This window comes from Amycolatopsis sp. NPDC051106 (genome assembly GCF_040682775.1).
GTDB lineage: Bacteria > Actinomycetota > Actinomycetes > Mycobacteriales > Pseudonocardiaceae > Amycolatopsis.
Window position 1 is genome coordinate 243,469 of the sequence record NZ_JBFBBQ010000001.1, and the last position, 15,484, is coordinate 258,952.

16 protein-coding genes and 1 pseudogene are annotated in these 15,484 nt (G+C 69.6%); 6 read left to right on the plus strand and 11 right to left on the minus strand.

Annotated features, from left to right (window positions below; genetic code table 11):
* Nucleotides 1–108 precede the first annotated feature (108 nt).
* On the plus strand, nt 109–534 hold the full coding sequence (locus AB0M83_RS01160) for a PPOX class F420-dependent oxidoreductase (protein WP_364510564.1): 426 nt from the start codon (nt 109–111) through the stop codon (nt 532–534).
* Nucleotides 535–622: 88 nt separating this feature from the next.
* Entirely contained in the window at nt 623–2,014 is a 1,392-nt protein-coding gene (locus tag AB0M83_RS01165; RefSeq protein WP_364510567.1) for an FAD-linked oxidase C-terminal domain-containing protein, read from the plus strand.
* A gap of 264 nt (nt 2,015–2,278) precedes the next feature.
* Here AB0M83_RS01165 and AB0M83_RS01170 read toward each other — a convergent pair whose 3' ends face one another.
* The 4 genes from AB0M83_RS01170 to AB0M83_RS01185 form a co-directional block, all read right to left on the minus strand.
* Nucleotides 2,279–2,986 carry a VTT domain-containing protein gene (locus AB0M83_RS01170; protein ID WP_364510570.1) on the minus strand — a complete coding sequence of 236 codons (708 nt, stop codon included), beginning with the start codon at nt 2,984–2,986 and terminating at the stop codon, nt 2,279–2,281.
* A 45-nt stretch (nt 2,987–3,031) separates the two neighbouring features.
* Nucleotides 3,032–3,430, minus strand: coding sequence for a hypothetical protein (locus AB0M83_RS01175; protein WP_364510573.1), 399 nt, complete (start codon nt 3,428–3,430; stop codon nt 3,032–3,034).
* A 25-nt stretch (nt 3,431–3,455) separates the two neighbouring features.
* Nucleotides 3,456–4,607, minus strand: a complete 1,152-nt coding sequence (nagA, locus tag AB0M83_RS01180) for an N-acetylglucosamine-6-phosphate deacetylase (protein ID WP_364510821.1) — start codon at nt 4,605–4,607, stop codon at nt 3,456–3,458.
* 91 nt (nt 4,608–4,698) lie between these two features.
* Complete coding sequence (locus AB0M83_RS01185; protein WP_364510823.1) at nt 4,699–5,274, minus strand: SigE family RNA polymerase sigma factor; 576 nt, start codon at nt 5,272–5,274, stop codon at nt 4,699–4,701.
* A gap of 209 nt (nt 5,275–5,483) precedes the next feature.
* Here AB0M83_RS01185 and AB0M83_RS01190 point away from each other — a divergent pair, with 209 nt between their 5' ends.
* A complete protein-coding gene (locus tag AB0M83_RS01190) occupies nt 5,484–5,768 on the plus strand; it encodes a YciI family protein (protein WP_364510826.1) in 285 nt (94 codons plus the stop codon).
* On the opposite strand, the gene AB0M83_RS01195 is transcribed toward AB0M83_RS01190, so the two are convergent.
* From AB0M83_RS01195 to AB0M83_RS01220, 6 genes and pseudogenes are all read right to left on the minus strand, one after another.
* Nucleotides 5,737–6,459, minus strand: coding sequence for a ferredoxin reductase (locus AB0M83_RS01195; RefSeq protein WP_364510576.1), 723 nt, complete (start codon nt 6,457–6,459; stop codon nt 5,737–5,739). The genes AB0M83_RS01190 and AB0M83_RS01195 overlap by 32 nt on opposite strands.
* A gap of 88 nt (nt 6,460–6,547) precedes the next feature.
* Nucleotides 6,548–7,404, minus strand: a pseudogene (locus AB0M83_RS01200) (metal-dependent hydrolase).
* Nucleotides 7,401–8,873: an NAD(P)/FAD-dependent oxidoreductase gene (locus AB0M83_RS01205; protein ID WP_364510579.1), complete on the minus strand. Its 1,473-nt coding sequence runs from the start codon at nt 8,871–8,873 to the stop codon at nt 7,401–7,403. The pseudogene AB0M83_RS01200 and the gene AB0M83_RS01205 overlap by 4 nt, the downstream one beginning before the upstream one ends.
* Nucleotides 8,874–8,954: 81 nt before the next feature.
* Nucleotides 8,955–9,428, minus strand: coding sequence for a pyridoxamine 5'-phosphate oxidase family protein (locus AB0M83_RS01210; protein ID WP_364510581.1), 474 nt, complete (start codon nt 9,426–9,428; stop codon nt 8,955–8,957).
* Nucleotides 9,429–9,430: 2 nt separating this feature from the next.
* Nucleotides 9,431–10,342 carry an SDR family oxidoreductase gene (locus AB0M83_RS01215; RefSeq protein ID WP_364510584.1) on the minus strand — a complete coding sequence of 304 codons (912 nt, stop codon included), beginning with the start codon at nt 10,340–10,342 and terminating at the stop codon, nt 9,431–9,433.
* A 131-nt stretch (nt 10,343–10,473) separates the two neighbouring features.
* A complete protein-coding gene (locus AB0M83_RS01220) occupies nt 10,474–11,379 on the minus strand; it encodes an aldo/keto reductase (RefSeq protein ID WP_364510587.1) in 906 nt (301 codons plus the stop codon).
* Between the two features lie 63 nt (nt 11,380–11,442).
* Between AB0M83_RS01220 and AB0M83_RS01225 the strand changes: the two genes are divergently transcribed.
* A complete protein-coding gene (locus AB0M83_RS01225) occupies nt 11,443–12,267 on the plus strand; it encodes an LLM class F420-dependent oxidoreductase (protein ID WP_364510589.1) in 825 nt (274 codons plus the stop codon).
* Nucleotides 12,268–12,421: 154 nt separating this feature from the next.
* Nucleotides 12,422–13,453 (plus strand): class II fructose-bisphosphate aldolase, encoded by a 1,032-nt coding sequence (fbaA, locus tag AB0M83_RS01230; RefSeq protein WP_364510592.1) that lies wholly within the window; start codon nt 12,422–12,424, stop codon nt 13,451–13,453.
* Between the two features lie 75 nt (nt 13,454–13,528).
* Here fbaA and AB0M83_RS01235 read toward each other — a convergent pair whose 3' ends face one another.
* Nucleotides 13,529–14,716 carry a hypothetical protein gene (locus tag AB0M83_RS01235; RefSeq protein WP_364510594.1) on the minus strand — a complete coding sequence of 396 codons (1,188 nt, stop codon included), beginning with the start codon at nt 14,714–14,716 and terminating at the stop codon, nt 13,529–13,531.
* 286 nt (nt 14,717–15,002) lie between these two features.
* On the opposite strand from AB0M83_RS01235, the gene AB0M83_RS01240 reads away from it, so the two are divergent.
* On the plus strand, nt 15,003–15,413 hold the full coding sequence (locus AB0M83_RS01240) for a DUF3151 domain-containing protein (protein ID WP_364510597.1): 411 nt from the start codon (nt 15,003–15,005) through the stop codon (nt 15,411–15,413).
* Nucleotides 15,414–15,484 lie beyond the last annotated feature (71 nt).

Genomic DNA, 15,484 nt, shown 5'->3' on the forward strand with positions numbered 1-15,484 from the left:
AGCGGAGCGGTGGCCGATGTGTCGGAACACACTTTAGTTGCCGTATGCAAGCAGATTTCCTCCGGGCTGCTCCCGGAACAACGGAGGCGGGTACCGGTTGGAAGAGGTATGACCGACGACACAGCGTTGAAGGACTTCCTCGGCGCGCACCGCCACGGCGTCCTGGCCACGATCCGCCGCGACGGACGGCCCCAGCTGTCCACGATCACGCACCTGTATGACCCCGGAACGGCGACGATAACCGCGTCGATCACCGAAACCCGGGCCAAGACGAAGAACATGCGCCGCGACCCGCGGGTGACCTACCACGTGGGCAGCGAGGACGGCTGGAGCTACGTCGTCGCCGAGGGACGCGCTTCGCTCACGCCGCCGGCCGCTTCCCGGGACGACGAGACCGTCGAGGCGCTCGTCGACTACTACCGCCGCGCGGCGGGCGAGCACCCCGACTGGGACGAGTACCGCGCCGCGATGGTCAGCGACCAGCGGGTCCTGCTGCGGGTGCACGTCGACAAGCTGCTGGGCGTGGTGCGCTGAGGCCGGCGGTCCGCACTGCGCTGCGCTGAACCGGCGGTTTTGAAATAGAAGTTCCGCAGTGCGGACTGAGCGGGCTTACGATGAGGCCATGAGCGACGAAGCTTTGGTCACCCGGCTCCGCGACCTGCTCGGCAAGAGCGCCGTGCTCACCGACTCCGACGTCACCGCGTCCTACGCGCGCGACATGATGCCGCTGGCGCCGTCCGGCCGGCCGCTCGCCGTCGTGCTGCCCGCGAACGTCGAGGAGGTGCAGGCCGTCGTCAAGGCGTGCGCCGAAGCGAAGGTGCCGATCGTGCCGCGCGGGGCGGGCAGCGGCCTGTCCGGCGCCGCGAACGCCATCGACGGCTGCGTCATGCTGGCGCTGACCAAGCTGGACCAGATCGTCGAGATCGACCCGGGCAACCGGCTCGCCGTCGTGCAGCCGGGCGTGGTCAACCTGGACTTCCGCAACGCCGTCGAGAAGCACGGGCTGTTCTACCCGCCGGACCCGTCGAGCTACGACTGGTGCACGATCGGCGGCAACCTCTCGACCAACGCCGGCGGCCTCTGCTGCGTGAAGTACGGCGTGACGACGGACTCGGTGCTGGGCCTGGAGGTCGTCCTGGCCGACGGGTCCCTGCTCAAGACCGGACGGCGGACGGTCAAGGGCGTCGCCGGGTACGACCTGGCCCGCCTGTTCGTCGGCAGCGAAGGCACGCTCGGCGTCATCACGCAGGCGACGGTCCAGCTCAAGCCGCTGCCCCAGGCCCCGGCGACGCTCGTTGCGGGCTTCCCGACGACCGAAGCCGCCGGGGAGGCGGTCGCCCGGATCGTGCGCGAAGGGCTCGTGCCGTCCCTGCTGGAGATCATGGACGCGTCGTCGATCAAGGCGTCCGAGACGTACTTGAAGACCGACCTCGGCGCGGGCTCGGACTGCCAGGCGCTGCTGCTGGGCCAGTCGGACGCGGGCGGCGAGGTGGCCCGCCGCGAGCTGGCGGCGATCGAGCAGATCTGCACGGACTGCGGCGCGGACCTCGCGTACACAACCGAAGACCTCGAAGAGGGTTGGATGCTGCTGCAGGCCCGCCGGGTAGTGCTGACGGCCCTGGAGACGTACGGGCAGTGGCTGACGGACGACGTGTGCGTCCCGCGCACGCGCATCGCCGAGCTGATCCAGGGCTGCGAGAAGATCAGCTCCGAGGTGGGGCTGCGGATCGCCGTGGTCGGCCACGCGGGCGACGGCAACATGCACCCGACGATCGTCTACCAGCCCGACGACGCGGACGAGTTCGCCCGAGCCCAGCGCGCGTTCGACGCGATCCTCGAGGTCGGGTTGTCGCTCGGTGGCACGGTGACCGGTGAGCACGGGATCGGGAAGATCAAGCGCGAGTGGCTGGCGCGGGAGATCGGGCCGGTGGGGATCCGGGTGCACCGGCAGATCAAGGCGGCGCTGGACCCGGAGAACCTGTTCAACCCGGGCTCGATGTTCTCGATGACCTGACCTGACCTGACCTGACCTGCGCCGACAGGGGTCCCCTCCCGGGGGACCCCTGTTTTCACGTTACCGCGGGGGTACGACAGTTTCGGCCGGGCAAGGCCTTCGATCCGTGCCCGTGACCGCTGGTCAGCGGCTCGCCAAACGCCGTGAATGACTCATTCAAGGCGTCTGGCGACCTGAATGAGTCATTCAAGGCATCGCGGCCGCCCCGCCCGGAACGAAAAGGGCCCCACCGCCGACCGGTGGGGCCCTCTCGTCCGGAAAGGATCAGTCCCGCACCCGCGGGATCCGCTGCGTGACCTCGGGGTCGGTCTCGGCGACCGGCCCGGCCTTCTTCTCGCGACGGGCCTTCAGGTACTCGAGCAGGATCGGCACCACCGACACCAGCACGATCAGCACGAAGATCGCGTCGACGTTGTTCGCGATGAACGACACGCCGCCGAGCAGCGACCCCAGCACCGTGATGCCCGCGGCCCACAGGATGCCGCCGATCACCGTGTACGTGAAGTAGCGCTTCGGGTCCATGCGGCCGATGCCCGCGATCCACGTGATGAACGTCCGGACGAACGGCACGAACCGGGCCAGCACGACCGCCTTGGGGCCGTGCTTCTCCAGGAACTCGTGCGTCTTGTGGACGTACTCCTGTTTGAAGATCTTCGAGTCCGGCCGGTTGAACAGCTTGGGCCCGGCGAAGTAGCCGATGTAGTAACCGACCACGTTGCCGAGCAGGGCCGCGACCGTGACCAGCACGCAGACCAGCCACAACGGCGCGTCGAGGGTGCCGTTCGCGATGAACAGGCCGGCCGTGAACAGCAGGGAGTCACCGGGCAGCACCGGGAAGACGCTGCTCTCGATGAAGATGATGAGGCAGAGCACCGCGATGACCGGCGTGGTCAGGCCGCTCAGCAGGTGCTGCGGGTCGAGCCATGACGGCAGCAGGGACATCGTGTTGACCGTGCTCTGGGCGAGAATCACCCCAAAAACGGTACAGGGTCACCCTGAGTCGTTACTGAGACCCGGTCAGACCAGCGTGAGCAGGCCCACCACGGACCCTGCGGCGAGGCCCAGCAGCACCGCCAGCAGCAAGATCCAGTACGCGGGGAGCTGCGCGCCCTGCCGAGGCGGTTCCGGGGGACGCGGGGTGTACGCCGTGGGTGCCTCGGCCACCGGGTCGAGCGCCGCCCGCTCGCGCTCCAGCGAGTCCGCGCTCGCGCCGGACAGCAGCCCGTACGCCGACGGCAGCTCGTTGATCGCGCTGGTCGGGACCGCGTCCGTCCCCGGTTCCGGCGGCGAAGACGGCGTCGCGGACGACGACGTCGACGGTGCCGCAGGGGGCTGCGGTGAGGCCTGCGGGGCGAAGACGGCTTGCGCGCGAAGGGCGTCCGCCAGCAGCTGCTCGGGGTCCTTCGGCTCGCTCATCTCCGCCCGTCTCGCTCGCAGGATCTCAGGTACTCAAGGTAGCCGTACCCACCTCGGCGACCCATTCACCCCGGCGCAGCACCTTCGCGGGCCGCAGGTCCTGGTCGAGGACGACGATGTCGGCCACGTACCCCGTGCACAGCATCCCGGTGCGGTCGGCGATGCCGAGCAGCTCGGCGGGCCGTTGCGACGTCGCGTGCACCGCGTCGAGGATGCCGAGTTTCGCACCCTGGACGAGATTGCGGAAGGCGGTGTCCATCGTCAGGGTGCTGCCGGCGAGCGAGCCGTTGTCGGCCAGGGTGGCGACGCCGTCGTGGACGTCGACCTCGAGGCGGCCCAGCGTGTAGCGGCCGTCGGCGGCGTCGGTGGCCGACATCGCGTCGGTGATCAGCACCGTCCGGTTGCGGCCCGCGTGCTTCGCCGCCAGGCGCACCACGGTCGGGTGCAGGTGCACCAGGTCGCAGATGAGCTCGATCGTGATGCGCTCGTCATCGAGCAGTGCCCCGACCGGACCCGGTTCGCGGTGGTGGAGCGGGCGCATGCCGTTGAACAGGTGGGTCGCGACGGTCGCGCCCGCGTCGATGGCCGGCAGCAGCTGCTCCTCGACGCCGTCGGTGTGCCCGATGGCGGCGATGACGCCCGATTCGGCCAGCTGCCGGACGGCCTTGACGCCGCCGTGGAGCTCGGGGGCGATGGTGACCATCCGGATCGCGCCCTGGCCGGCGCGCAGGAGCTTGTCCACCGTGCCGGTGTCCGGCTCGAGCAGCGTCTCCGGGTCGTGCGCCCCGCAGCGGGCCTTCGAAATGAACGGCCCCTCCAGGTGGATGCCCGCGACCTCGCCGTCCTGGACGATCTCACGCAGCGCGGCGACCTGCTCACGCAGGATGTCCACCGGGTCGGACACCAGGCTGGCGAGCATGGTCGTGGTGCCGTGACGGCGGTGCGCGCGCACCGCCGTCAGGAGTTCCTCGGGATCGAGGGAGGTGAACGAAGCACCTCCCCCGCCGTGGCAGTGGGTGTCGACGAACCCGGGCACGACCAGTGCCCCGCCGACGTCGACGTGCTCGCCCGACGGCGGGGTCCCGGAACCCACGCCGGCGATCCGCCCGTCGGAGACGGCTACCCAGCCGTCATCGAGTACACGGTCCGGGGCAGCGACCCGGCCGCCCATGATCACGAAATCTCCGGCGCCTCTCACGCACCCCAGCATATATTGGTCTGGACCAAGCATGGTGATACGACTCAGTGATCGGAATGGTCCACCCGGGTCACTGTGGGGCCTGCATGGCCTTCTGGAGTGCCTCGAGCGCCCGGCTGGCGGTCGACTTAACGGTACCCTTGGAAATGCCTGCGGCCTCAGAGATTTCGGCCTCGCTCAGCCCACCGTAGTAACGCAGCACCAGCACTTCGCGCTGGCGGGGCGGCAGCTTGGACAGCGCGCTGACCACGGCCTGGTGCTCGCTGGAGAGCATCGCGAGGCTCTCGGCGGACCGCGCGTTGACCGCGTGCGGCGGCACGTACTCGCGGGCGGTCTTGCGCCGGCGCAGCACGCTGCGCGACCCGTTGACCACGGCGGTGCGCAGGTAGCCGACGGCGGCCGCGGCGTCCCGGAGCCGGCTCCAGTTGCGGTGCAGGCCGGTGAAGGCCTCCTGGACGACGTCTTCCGCCGTCGCGGGCTCGTCCACCAGCAGAATCGCCAGCCGGACCAGCCGCATGCGGTGCTGGCGGTAGAGGTCTTCGAGGGTCAGCGGCGTCGGCGCCTGCGCCGGGGCCGCCGGACCATCCATGACCCGCAGGTGGCCGAGGGTTGCCTCGACGCTGCGTTCAGCATTGCCCTCGAGCATGAACCCCTGCCTGTCCTCGACCCCGGTTTGCACGGTGTGTCGCGTCAGCAGGTTCACGGTATTCACAGCGCTCACACAGGTACTGACGCACGCCCAGCCTATCGGGTCGGGTTCCCGGTGCCACACAGCCACAGATCGGATGCCGGGACACGGTGACGACCCGGGTAGCGTCGGTCCCGACCCGCCCCCGCCCGACCCCGGAGATCCACATGGCCTGGTACCTCGTCGAAATCACCTACGTCCAGGAGAAGATGCCGGAGGTCCGGCCCCGGCACCGCGAGTTCCTGGGCAAGCTGGCCGCTGAGGGGCGCGTCGCGGTCGCCGGGCCGCTCGGCGACGGTTCCGGCGGGATCACGCTGTACCAGGCCGACGACGAAGCGCACCTGAAGGCGACGATCGACCAGGACCCGTACTTCCTGGAAGGCGTCATCGCGGAGCGGACGATCCGGGAGTTCAAGCCGGTCATCGGCGCCTGGGTTCCCCAGGAGTCATAGGTCGAGGACAGTGGTGGCGCGGTCGACGCAGATCCGCATCGACCCGCCGCCGGCCGCCGGGACGTCCAGGACCTGCCCTGACCTGCGGAGAATCAGCTGGAACGCAGTACACCGAAGCGCCGTCCGGCAGGCCCTCGAGGAGCTCGGCGCCGGACGCGGGGATGCCGTACTCCGCGTCCGGGCGGATCCGGACACGGTCGTCGTCCGGCAGTTCGTCCAGGAACGGCATCGACGCGCGGCTGCGGCCGGTGTAGACCAGCCGCCAGTCCGCTTGGGCAGCAGCCGCGCGGTGGACCATCGGCAGGATCGGCGTGATCCCGACGCCGCCCGCGACGAACAGGAACGGCCCGTCGCCGACGAACGGGAACGCCGTCCGCGGACCGCGCACGGTGACCCGCGTGCCCGGCGTGAGGGCGTGGACCTCGGCCGACGCGACGCCGACCTTCCGCACGGCAATGCGGTAATGGTCCTTTTCGGACGGATCGCCGCGCAGCGAGTACTGCCGCACGAGCCCACTCGGCAACACCAGGTCGATGTGCGCGCCCGGCCGCCAGCGCGGCAGCGGCCCGCCGTTCGCCAGACGCAGGCTGACGACGTCCTCGGCCTCGTGTTCGACGCCTTCGACCACCAACGGCAGGTTCCGGTCCACCGCGCGCACGGGCGGCCGCCGTTTCCCGCTGAACTGCGACAACCGGCGTAAACACCCACGACACCGACCAAAGCGGACATCAGGTGGTCGGTCCGGTCGCTGCCGTCGAGCCGGGTGGGCCGGCCGAGCGTCACTCAGCCGCCCGGGCGGCCGGGGAACTCGCCAGGTACGCCACCGCCTGGTCGGTGCTCCCGGTCTCCGTCGGGTGGTACGACTTCCGGAAGTACGGCCGGATTTCCCGCAGCAGCTGACGCCCGGTCGGCAGCAACCCCCGCTTCGCGGCCCGGCGGTATCCCCGCAGCGACGCCCTGCCCGGGCGGGTCGGATCGTTGTGCATCAGATATCGCGTGCCGCGGAAGAACACCTACGCCAGCACCGGCGTCACCGCCGCCATGCTGCGCACGCGACGCGTGTACCGCCCGTCCAGGTGCATGAACAGGTCGAAGGCGACGGACCGGTGCTCGACCTCTTCGGCGCCGTGCCAGCGCAGCAGGTCGAGCATCACCGGGTCGGCGCCCGCGCGCTCCAGTGGCGCGTCGAGCACCCACTGGCCGAGGAACGCCGTGTAGTGCTCGATCGCGGCGACGATCCCGAGCCGTTCGACCAGCCACTCCTCGGCGGCCCGGCCGGTCAGGCGCGGTCGCCGAGCAGCTTGCGGAACAGCCACTCCATCTGCGCGACGAACGGCCGCACGCGCAGGCCCGCGGCCTCCAGGTGCGCCGCCGCGCCGTCGTGGGCCTCGGCGTGCACCGCCTCTTGGCCGATGAAGCCGAGGACGTCGGTCTTGAGCCGCTCGTCGCGGATCAGCGGCACCGCCTGCTTGAACACCTCGACGAACCAGCGTTCGCCTTCGGGGAGCGCCAGGTGCAGGACGTTGACGGTGTGCGTGGCCTGCGGCTCGCCGGGGATCCAGTGCATCGGCAGCGCCGCCCAGTCGAACCGGACGTCCCGGGCGTGCAGGACGAGCTGCTCGTCCTGCGAAGTCACGACGCGCGGCCGGACAGCTCGTAGTCGGCCGGGTCGACCTTCCGCGTCTCCAGCCAGTAGCGCCAGGTGAAGCCGGGCCAAATCGTCCGGTTCACGCCCTTGGCGTCGAGGTACCAGCTCTTGCAGCCGCCCTGCGTCCAGACGCCCTTGACCAGCTTGTCCTGGATGTCCTGCTGGAACTTGTCCTGCACGCCCGGCCGGACGTCGAGCGCGGCGGCGTCGCGGGAGTCGGCGAGCTTGATGGCGTCGACGACGTACCGCGACTGCGACTCGATCATGAACACCACGGAGTTGTGGCCGAGCGCGGTGTTCGGGCCGAGCAGGAAGAAGAGGTTCGGGAAGCCGGAGACGGTGATGCCCTTGTGCGTCCGCATCCCTTCGACCGCCCACTCCTTGGCGAGGTCGCGGCCGTCGACGCCGGTGATGTCGAGGTACTCCAGCGCGTCGGTCACCTTGAAGCCGGTGCCGTAGACGATCGCGTCGACCTCGTGCTCGACCCCGGCGGAATCGACGATCGAGTGCGCCTTGACCTCCTTGATCCCGGCCGTGTTCACCTCGACGTTCGGCCGGCTCAGCGCCGGGTAGTAGTCGTTGGAGATCAGGACGCGCTTGCAGCCCATGGTGTAGTCCGGCGTGACCTTCTTGCGCAGCGCGGGGTCCTTGATGCCCTTCGCGATGTTGCGCTTCGCGATCAGTTCGCCGGCCTTCATGATCGCCGGGTGGCCGTTGAAGCCGATGGCCCGCGCTTCGAGCAGCCAGTACAGTGCGTTGCGGTAGAGGCGCTGGGTGCCGGGAACGCGCTTGAACAGCGTCCGCGCCCACGACGGCATCGCGTGGTCGGGCTTCGGCATGATCCACGGCGGCGTCCGCTGGAACAGCGTCAGCTCGGCGACGTCGGGGGCGATCTTCGGGACGAACTGGACCGCGCTGGCGCCGGTGCCGACGACGGCGACCTTCTTGCCGCGCAGGTCGTATTCGTGGTTCCACTGCGCGGAGTGCCAGGTCTGGCCCATGAACTCGGTGATCCCGGGCAGCTCGGGGACCTGCGGGATGTGCAGGCCGCCGACGCCGGAGACGAGGAACTGCGTGACGAACTCGCGGCCGTCCTCGGTCGTCGCGGTCCAGCGGCGCTCGCGCTCGTCCCAGTGGGCGCCCGTGAGCTCGACGCCGAACCGGATCTTCTCGCGCAGCCGGTACTTGTCCGCGACGCCCTTGAGATACTCGAAGATCTCCGGCTGCGCCGAGAACGACCGCGACCAGTCCGGGTTCTGCTCGTACGAGAACGAGTACATGTGCGACTGCACGTCGCACGCGCACCCGGGGTAGGAGTTGTCGCGCCAGGTGCCACCCACCTCGTCGGCTTTCTCCAGGATCACGTAGTCCCGGATGCCGGCCTTTTCGAGCTGGATCGCCTGGCCGAGCCCGGAGAACCCGGTGCCCACGATCACGACCTTGAACCGCTCGGTCATCTGTCGGCCTCCGCTGCTTCGAGGATGCTGCCGAGATGACGTTACCTCAAGTAACAGTTACTCGGAAGTACTCCCTACTGGTTAGTACGTCCCGCCGAGCTTGGTGTGGTCCCAGCTGACGATCTTCGTCGGGCGGAAGACCAGCCCGACACGCTTGGGCGCCTGACCTGCGATGAAGGCCTTGAGTTCGTCCGGTACGGGGTCGCCCGGCTTGGCGCCGGCGTACCGCTGCATGAGCGTGATCCCCATCCGGGTGACTTCGGCGGTGTCCTCGATGATCTCGACGTCGGCCTCGAGCGAGATGCCGCGCAGCTTCTCGTAGCTGTCGCCGTCCTCGATGAGGACGGTCGCCTCGGGCAGGCGCCGGAGGTTCTTCGCCTTCTGCGAGGTCCCGTACGTCCAGGTCGCGACGCCGTCCTCGTGCGGGTAGTACCAGAGCGGCGCGAGGTGCGGGCGGCCGTTCGGGCCGACGCTGGCGACGTTGATGACCTTCTGCTCGGCGAAGTACGCGCGCACTTCGTCCTCGGTCATCCGGATCTGGTCCCGACGCGACATGGTCACCCCTTGGTGGCGGCCCGGCCGCCGTGGCCGGTGACCGCCGACTCGAACGCGCCGCGGGCCTCGATGTCGGCCAGCGCGGCCTTGTCCGCCGAAGGTACCCGGCTGCGGGAGCCGATTTCGATGATCGGCGGGAGGAACGCGCGGAGCAGCTTGAGGCCGCCGACCCAGCGCGGTACGTGGATCGTGCGGGCGCGCTTGAGGATGCCCGCTTCGAGGTCGTCCAGCGCCGTGTCGAGCGGGTAGGTCTTGCCGATCAGGCCGGGCATCGACGCGCGGAGCTTGCCGAACACCGGGTGCGCGTCGGCGCTTTCGACCAGGTCGGTGCGGATCCACGTCGGGTGCGCGACACCGACCTTGACGCCCAGGTGCGCGACCTCGGCGCGGAGGCTGTTGGAGAACGCCTCGACGCCGGCCTTCGCCGCGGAGTAGTTCGCCATGCCCGGCGCGTGCGTGATCGCGGCGAGACTCGAGATGGCCAGCAGGTAGCCCTTGCGCTCGATGACGTGCGGGAGCGTGACGCGGAACGTGCGCCAGACGCCGAGCAGGTCGACCTCGATGACCTTCTCGAACGCGGCCCGGTCGACCGAGCGGACGAAGCCCGCGGTCGCGATGCCGGCGTTCGCGATGACGATGTCGATGCCGCCGAAGTGCTCGACGACGCCCTTCGTCGCCTGCTCGAGCGCGTCCCAGCTGGTGACGTCGGCTTCCCAGGCGTGTGCGTTCGGCCCGATCCGGTCGGCGACCTTCTGCTGCTCCTCGGCTTCGAGGCCGACGAGGGCCACCTTCGCGCCGCGCGCGGCGAGGCGCTCGGTCAGCCCGGCCCCGATGCCGCGGGCGGCGCCGGTGATCAGGACGACCTTGCCGTCGACCTTCTTGGTGCCGCTCAGCAGCGAAAACGGGTTGGCCACGGTGCCCTCCTGGACGTCGCACGTCGCTATCTGGAGGGCACCGTACCCCAACTTACCCGCAGTAAGCTACCCGAGAGTAGGCGTCACTTTCGCCGGGAAAGTTGCGTCGTCAGGGCCTCGGGACGCATCTTTCATAGCGAAAGTGACGCTACTTCTTCTGGAGTCAGCTCGAGGGTCACCGAGGCGATCAGGTCGGTGAGCTGCTCGGGCGTCCGGGCGCTGGCGATCGGCGCGGCGACCGTCGGCTGCTGCCGCAGCCACGCGAGCGAGACCGTGGCGACGGAGACGCCGTGTGCCTCGGCGACCTTGTCCAGCGCGGCGAGGACGCGCTCGCCGCCGGCGTCCAAATAGGACGAAGCGCGGGCGGCGCGCGGGCTGTCGACCGTGGCGTCCTTCGTGCGGTACTTGCCGGTGAGGAAACCCTTGGCGAGGGCGAAGTACGGCAGCGTGGCGAGGCCTTCGCGCTCGACGAGCGGGGCGAGGTCGCGCTCGTAGTCCCGCTCGACCAGGTTGTAGTGCGGCTGCAGCACGGCGTACCGGGCCAGGCCGTTCTTGTCCGAAATGGACAGTGCTTCGGCGAGGCGCTCGGCGCTGTAGTTGGACGCGCCGAGGTGGCGGACTTTGCCCGCGCGGACCAGCGCGTCGAAGGCCGTCAGCGTCTCTTCGAGCGGGGTGTCCGGGTCGTCCCGGTGTGCGTAGTAGAGGTCGATGTGGTCGGTCTTGAGACGGCGCAGCGAGTCTTCGGCCGCCGCCTGGATGTTCTTCGCCGAGAGCCCGGGCCGGCCGTCCCACATGCCGACCTTGGTCGCGACGACGACGTCGTCCCGGTTGCCACGCGCGGCGAGCCAGTTGCCGAGGATCTCCTCGGAGCCGCCACCCCCGCCGTAGAGGTCCGCGGAGTCCACGAAGTTGCCCCCGGCCGCGGTGTAGGCGTCCAGCACGGCGAAGGACTGTGGCTCGTCCGCCGTCCAGCCGAAGACGTTGCCGCCGAGGTTGAGCCCGTACACGTCGAGGTCGGTGTTGCCCAGCTTGGTCATACCTTCGACGTTAGTTCGCGGATCCCGGGAGGAAAATCGCCGTCCCACGCGTTGGAGTGTTCCATGGCTATCGAACTGGGCAAGCTCGGAATCTGGCGGTACCACGCGAACGTCGACGCGAAGTTCGCGGCTGAAGCGGAGAAGCTCGGCTACGGGGCGATCTGGCTGGGCGGTTCCCCCAGCGGCGACGACCTCGCGTCGGTGGACGGCATGCTGGAAGCGACGGACTCGCTGGTCATCGCGACCGGCATCGTGAACATCTGGCAGGACGAGCCGGCGTCGATCGCGAAGGTGTACGAGCGCATCGCGGCGAAGTACCCGGACCGCTTCCTGCTGGGTGTCGGCGCGGGTCACCGCGAAGCGACGAAGGAGTACAAGAAGCCGTACGCGGCGCTGGTCGAGTACCTGGACGGCCTGGACGCGGCGGGCGTCCCGGCCGGCGGGCGCGCACTGGCGGCGCTGGGTCCGAAGGTGGTGGCGTTGTCGGGCGAGCGCACGGCCGGCGCGCACCCGTACCTGACGACGCCGGAGCACACCCGCAGCACGCGCGAGATCCTCGGCGCGGGCAAGCTGCTGGCCCCGGAGCACAAGGTGGTCCTCTCGACCGATCCCGCCGAGGCCCGCGCGATCGGCCGTAACACGGTCAAGTACTACCTCGGGCTGTCGAACTACGTCGCCAACCTGCGCAAACTCGGCTTCATCGACGCCGATCTGGAAGGTGAGGGCAGCGACCGCCTGATCGACGAGCTGGCTTTGCACGGCGACGCGGCGACGGTGGCGCGCGGGCTGTCGGCCCACTGGGAGGCGGGGGCGGACCAGGTGATCGTCCAGGTGCTCAACGAGGACCCGTGGCCGGCCTACCGCGCGCTGGCTTCCGAACTGCTGTGATCCCCGTCCGGCCGCCGGTTCGCCCGGCGGCCGGGCGTACCGCCTTCTGAACCGATTCGACGTGCGGAGAAGTTTCTGTGCGGGGACCGGTGTGCGCCGGCGGTACACCTCGTACGATGCGGTCGGGACCCATCCCTGCCAAGGAGGAATACCGATGCCCATCGCCACCCCCGAGGTCTACGCGGAGATGCTCGACCGGGCCAAGGCGAACGAGTTCGCCTACCCGGCCATCAACGTGACCTCGTCCGAGACCGTGAACGCCGCCATCCGCGGGTTCGCCGAGGCGGAGAGCGACGGGATCATCCAGTTCTCCACCGGCGGTGCCGAGTTCGCGTCGGGCCAGAAGGTCAAGGACATGGTGACCGGCGCGGCCGCGCTCGCGGAGTTCGCGCAGGTCGTGGCGGCGAAGTACGACGTCAACGTCGCGCTGCACACCGACCACTGCCCGAAGGACAAGCTGGACGGCTTCGTCCGCCCGCTGATCGAGATCTCGGCGGAGCGCGTCAAGAACGGCCAGAACCCGCTGTTCCAGTCCCACATGTGGGACGGCTCGGCGATCGACCTCGACGAGAACCTCGAGATCGCCGCGGAGCTGCTCGCCAAGACGGCGGCCGCGAAGATCATCCTCGAGGTCGAGATCGGCGTCGTCGGCGGCGAAGAGGACGGCGTCGAGGCGGAGATCAACGAGAAGCTGTACACCGCCGAGGGCGACTTCCTGAAGACGATCGACGCGCTGGGCGCGGGCGAGAAGGGCCGCTACCTGCTGGCGGCGACGTTCGGCAACGTCCACGGCGTGTACAAGCCGGGCAACGTGAAGCTGCGCCCGGACGTCCTGAAGGGCGGCCAGGAGGCGGCGGCGAAGAAGCTCGGCCTGGACGCGGGCGCGAAGCCGTTCGAGCTGGTCTTCCACGGCGGCTCGGGCTCGCTCCCGGAGGAGATCCGCGAGGCGGTGTCGTACGGCGTGGTGAAGATGAACGTCGACACGGACACGCAGTACGCGTTCACGCGCCCGATCGTGGACCACTTCTTCAAGAACTACGACGGCGTCCTGAAGATCGACGGCGAGGTCGGCAACAAGAAGGTCTACGACCCGCGGTCGTACCTGAAGGCCGCTGAAGCCGGGATGGCTCAGCGAGTGGTCGAGGCCTGCCAGGCGCTCGGCTCGGCCGGCACGAAGGTCAAGTAAGCCTCGGACCAAAGCCTCTGAAGGCCACCATGAGGGAACTAGATGCCCTCATGGTGGCCTTCAGCGCGTCTGGGGTCAGGAAACCGGGGTGACGCTTCGGCGTGCGGCGAGTCGCCGGGTCAGCGGGCCCGCCGCGGCCCAGAGGACGAAGACCCCGCCCAGCACCACCGCCGCCGTCCAGTAAGCCACCGGCGGGGCCGACTCCGTGTGCGCGTCACCCAGCACCCACGGCCGGAACTGGGACTGCACCCACAGCGCCCCGTACCCGAACGCCGTCACCAGCAACGCTCCCGCACCGGCCGTCAACAGCCCGTGATCACGTCCGATCGCGAACGCCAGGTCCACTGCCAGCCCCACGAAAAGCAGGTAGAACGGGATCGTCGACGCCGGGAAACCCATCCCGACCAGCAGCGGCCACATCACGCCGCGGTAGGCGATGTACGCGAGCGCCACCGCCGATGCCGCCCAGCGGAAACCCAGCGTGCGCCGGGCCAGGACCAGGATCAGTGCCATCACGCCGATGCCCCACAGCGGGTACACCCACTCCGGGATCGGCATCGTGAAGTGCATGACCGCGGTCCGGTCGACCGGGTGCCCGATCTGGTTGGCCGCGAAGTCCAGCAGCGACGGCTCGGCCTCCGGCGCGCCGCGCTCCCACGCGCGCAGCCCCAGGATCCCGTACTCCTGCTGGCCGTTCGGGAAGAACGTGTTCTCCAGGAAGAACGCCCACAGCGCGAGCAGCACGCCCGTCCGGAACCGGCCCGGCGGCGAGAGCCGCAGCCAGCCCAGGAGCACGCCCGCCTGCATGATGCCCGTGCCCAGGTAGAGCATCATGTGGGACGGGCTCCACGCGGTCAGGTCGAGGCCGTTGACGCGGTGGTTGATGACGTCCAGCGGCGCCGCGATCAAGAACGTCAGCAGCCCGACCTGCATCAACCGCAGAGACGTCTTGTCGGCGCCGAGGCCCGTGTAGCTGTGGATCGCCACCAGCACGACGATGATCACCGTGCCGACCGTGTTGATCAGGTGCGGCGGCGCCAGGTCGTCGCGCAGCCACATGAAGTGCCACGACATGTCCCACGACGAGCCGACCAGCTTGAACGCGAACGCCGCCAGCCACATCCCGTAGCAGAACCGGAGCACCCAGTCCGGCGTCGGCTGCCCGGGGGCGCCGCGGTGCCAGTGCCGCGTGAAGAACAGCTTCGTCTTGCCGACGGGGCTGCGCGGGATCACGTCCACGGGGACGTCGACTGCCTTGGCCATGTCGGACATCATGGCCGGTCATGGTCACGAGCGGGCCAAGACCGTGGCGAAAGACGCCAAAATCGGGGATTCCCCCGACCTTCCTCCCCGCCACCACCCGCAACGGAGGCGCGTCACCCTTAGGGGTGGACGACTTGCTTTCGGTGTGCGTGGCTTGGCAGGGTGTGCCGCCATGATGCCGAAACGAGTTGTGGCCGCCGTCCTGGTCGGCGCTCTGATCCTGGCCGGCGGCGGGGTTCTCGCGGGCCTGTTCTTCTGACCGGCGGGCGTGGGCAGAATGGGCGGCATGACGCACAACCTGCTCGGCCCCGAGCCGACGCTGCTTCCCGAGCACACCGCCGCCCAGGCCGCGCTCGACGCCGGAACTGACCCGGCCGCCGTCGCCGCCGAACACCCCGACTACAGCGAGGCGTGGGCTTCGCTGGCCGAGAAGGCCTTCGAGGCGGGCGAGACCGTCGCCGCGTACGCGTACGCCCGCACCGGCTACCACCGGGGCCTCGACCAGCTGCGCCGCGCGGGCTGGAAGGGCTTCGGCCCGGTGCCGTGGTCCCACCGCCCCAACCAGGGGTTCCTGCGCGCCCTCGCCGTGCTGGGCAAGGCCGCCGGCAAGATCGGCGAGACCGAGGAGTACGACCGCTGCCGCACGTTCCTCGCCGACTCCGACCCCGCCGCGTCCGAGGCCACCGGCCTGAAGTGACCCCAAGTCCGTGAAGGCCTCCTTACCGGCTCAAGAAGCCGGTAAGGGGCCTTCACGGCTTTCGGTGACCC

Coding starts and splice junctions, on each gene's coding strand:
- AB0M83_RS01160 (WP_364510564.1), top strand. CDS start 109: ATGACCGACGACACAGCGTTGAAGGACTTCCTCGGCGCGCACCGCCAC.
- AB0M83_RS01235 (WP_364510594.1), bottom strand. CDS start 14,716: ATGGCCAAGGCAGTCGACGTCCCCGTGGACGTGATCCCGCGCAGCCCC.
- AB0M83_RS01240 (WP_364510597.1), top strand. CDS start 15,003: ATGACGCACAACCTGCTCGGCCCCGAGCCGACGCTGCTTCCCGAGCAC.
- AB0M83_RS01205 (WP_364510579.1), bottom strand. CDS start 8,873: ATGACCGAGCGGTTCAAGGTCGTGATCGTGGGCACCGGGTTCTCCGGG.
- AB0M83_RS01225 (WP_364510589.1), top strand. CDS start 11,443: ATGGCTATCGAACTGGGCAAGCTCGGAATCTGGCGGTACCACGCGAAC.
- AB0M83_RS01210 (WP_364510581.1), bottom strand. CDS start 9,428: ATGTCGCGTCGGGACCAGATCCGGATGACCGAGGACGAAGTGCGCGCG.
- fbaA (WP_364510592.1), top strand. CDS start 12,422: ATGCCCATCGCCACCCCCGAGGTCTACGCGGAGATGCTCGACCGGGCC.
- AB0M83_RS01165 (WP_364510567.1), top strand. CDS start 623: ATGAGCGACGAAGCTTTGGTCACCCGGCTCCGCGACCTGCTCGGCAAG.
- AB0M83_RS01175 (WP_364510573.1), bottom strand. CDS start 3,430: ATGAGCGAGCCGAAGGACCCCGAGCAGCTGCTGGCGGACGCCCTTCGC.
- AB0M83_RS01190 (WP_364510826.1), top strand. CDS start 5,484: ATGGCCTGGTACCTCGTCGAAATCACCTACGTCCAGGAGAAGATGCCG.
- AB0M83_RS01220 (WP_364510587.1), bottom strand. CDS start 11,379: ATGACCAAGCTGGGCAACACCGACCTCGACGTGTACGGGCTCAACCTC.
- AB0M83_RS01185 (WP_364510823.1), bottom strand. CDS start 5,274: ATGCTCGAGGGCAATGCTGAACGCAGCGTCGAGGCAACCCTCGGCCAC.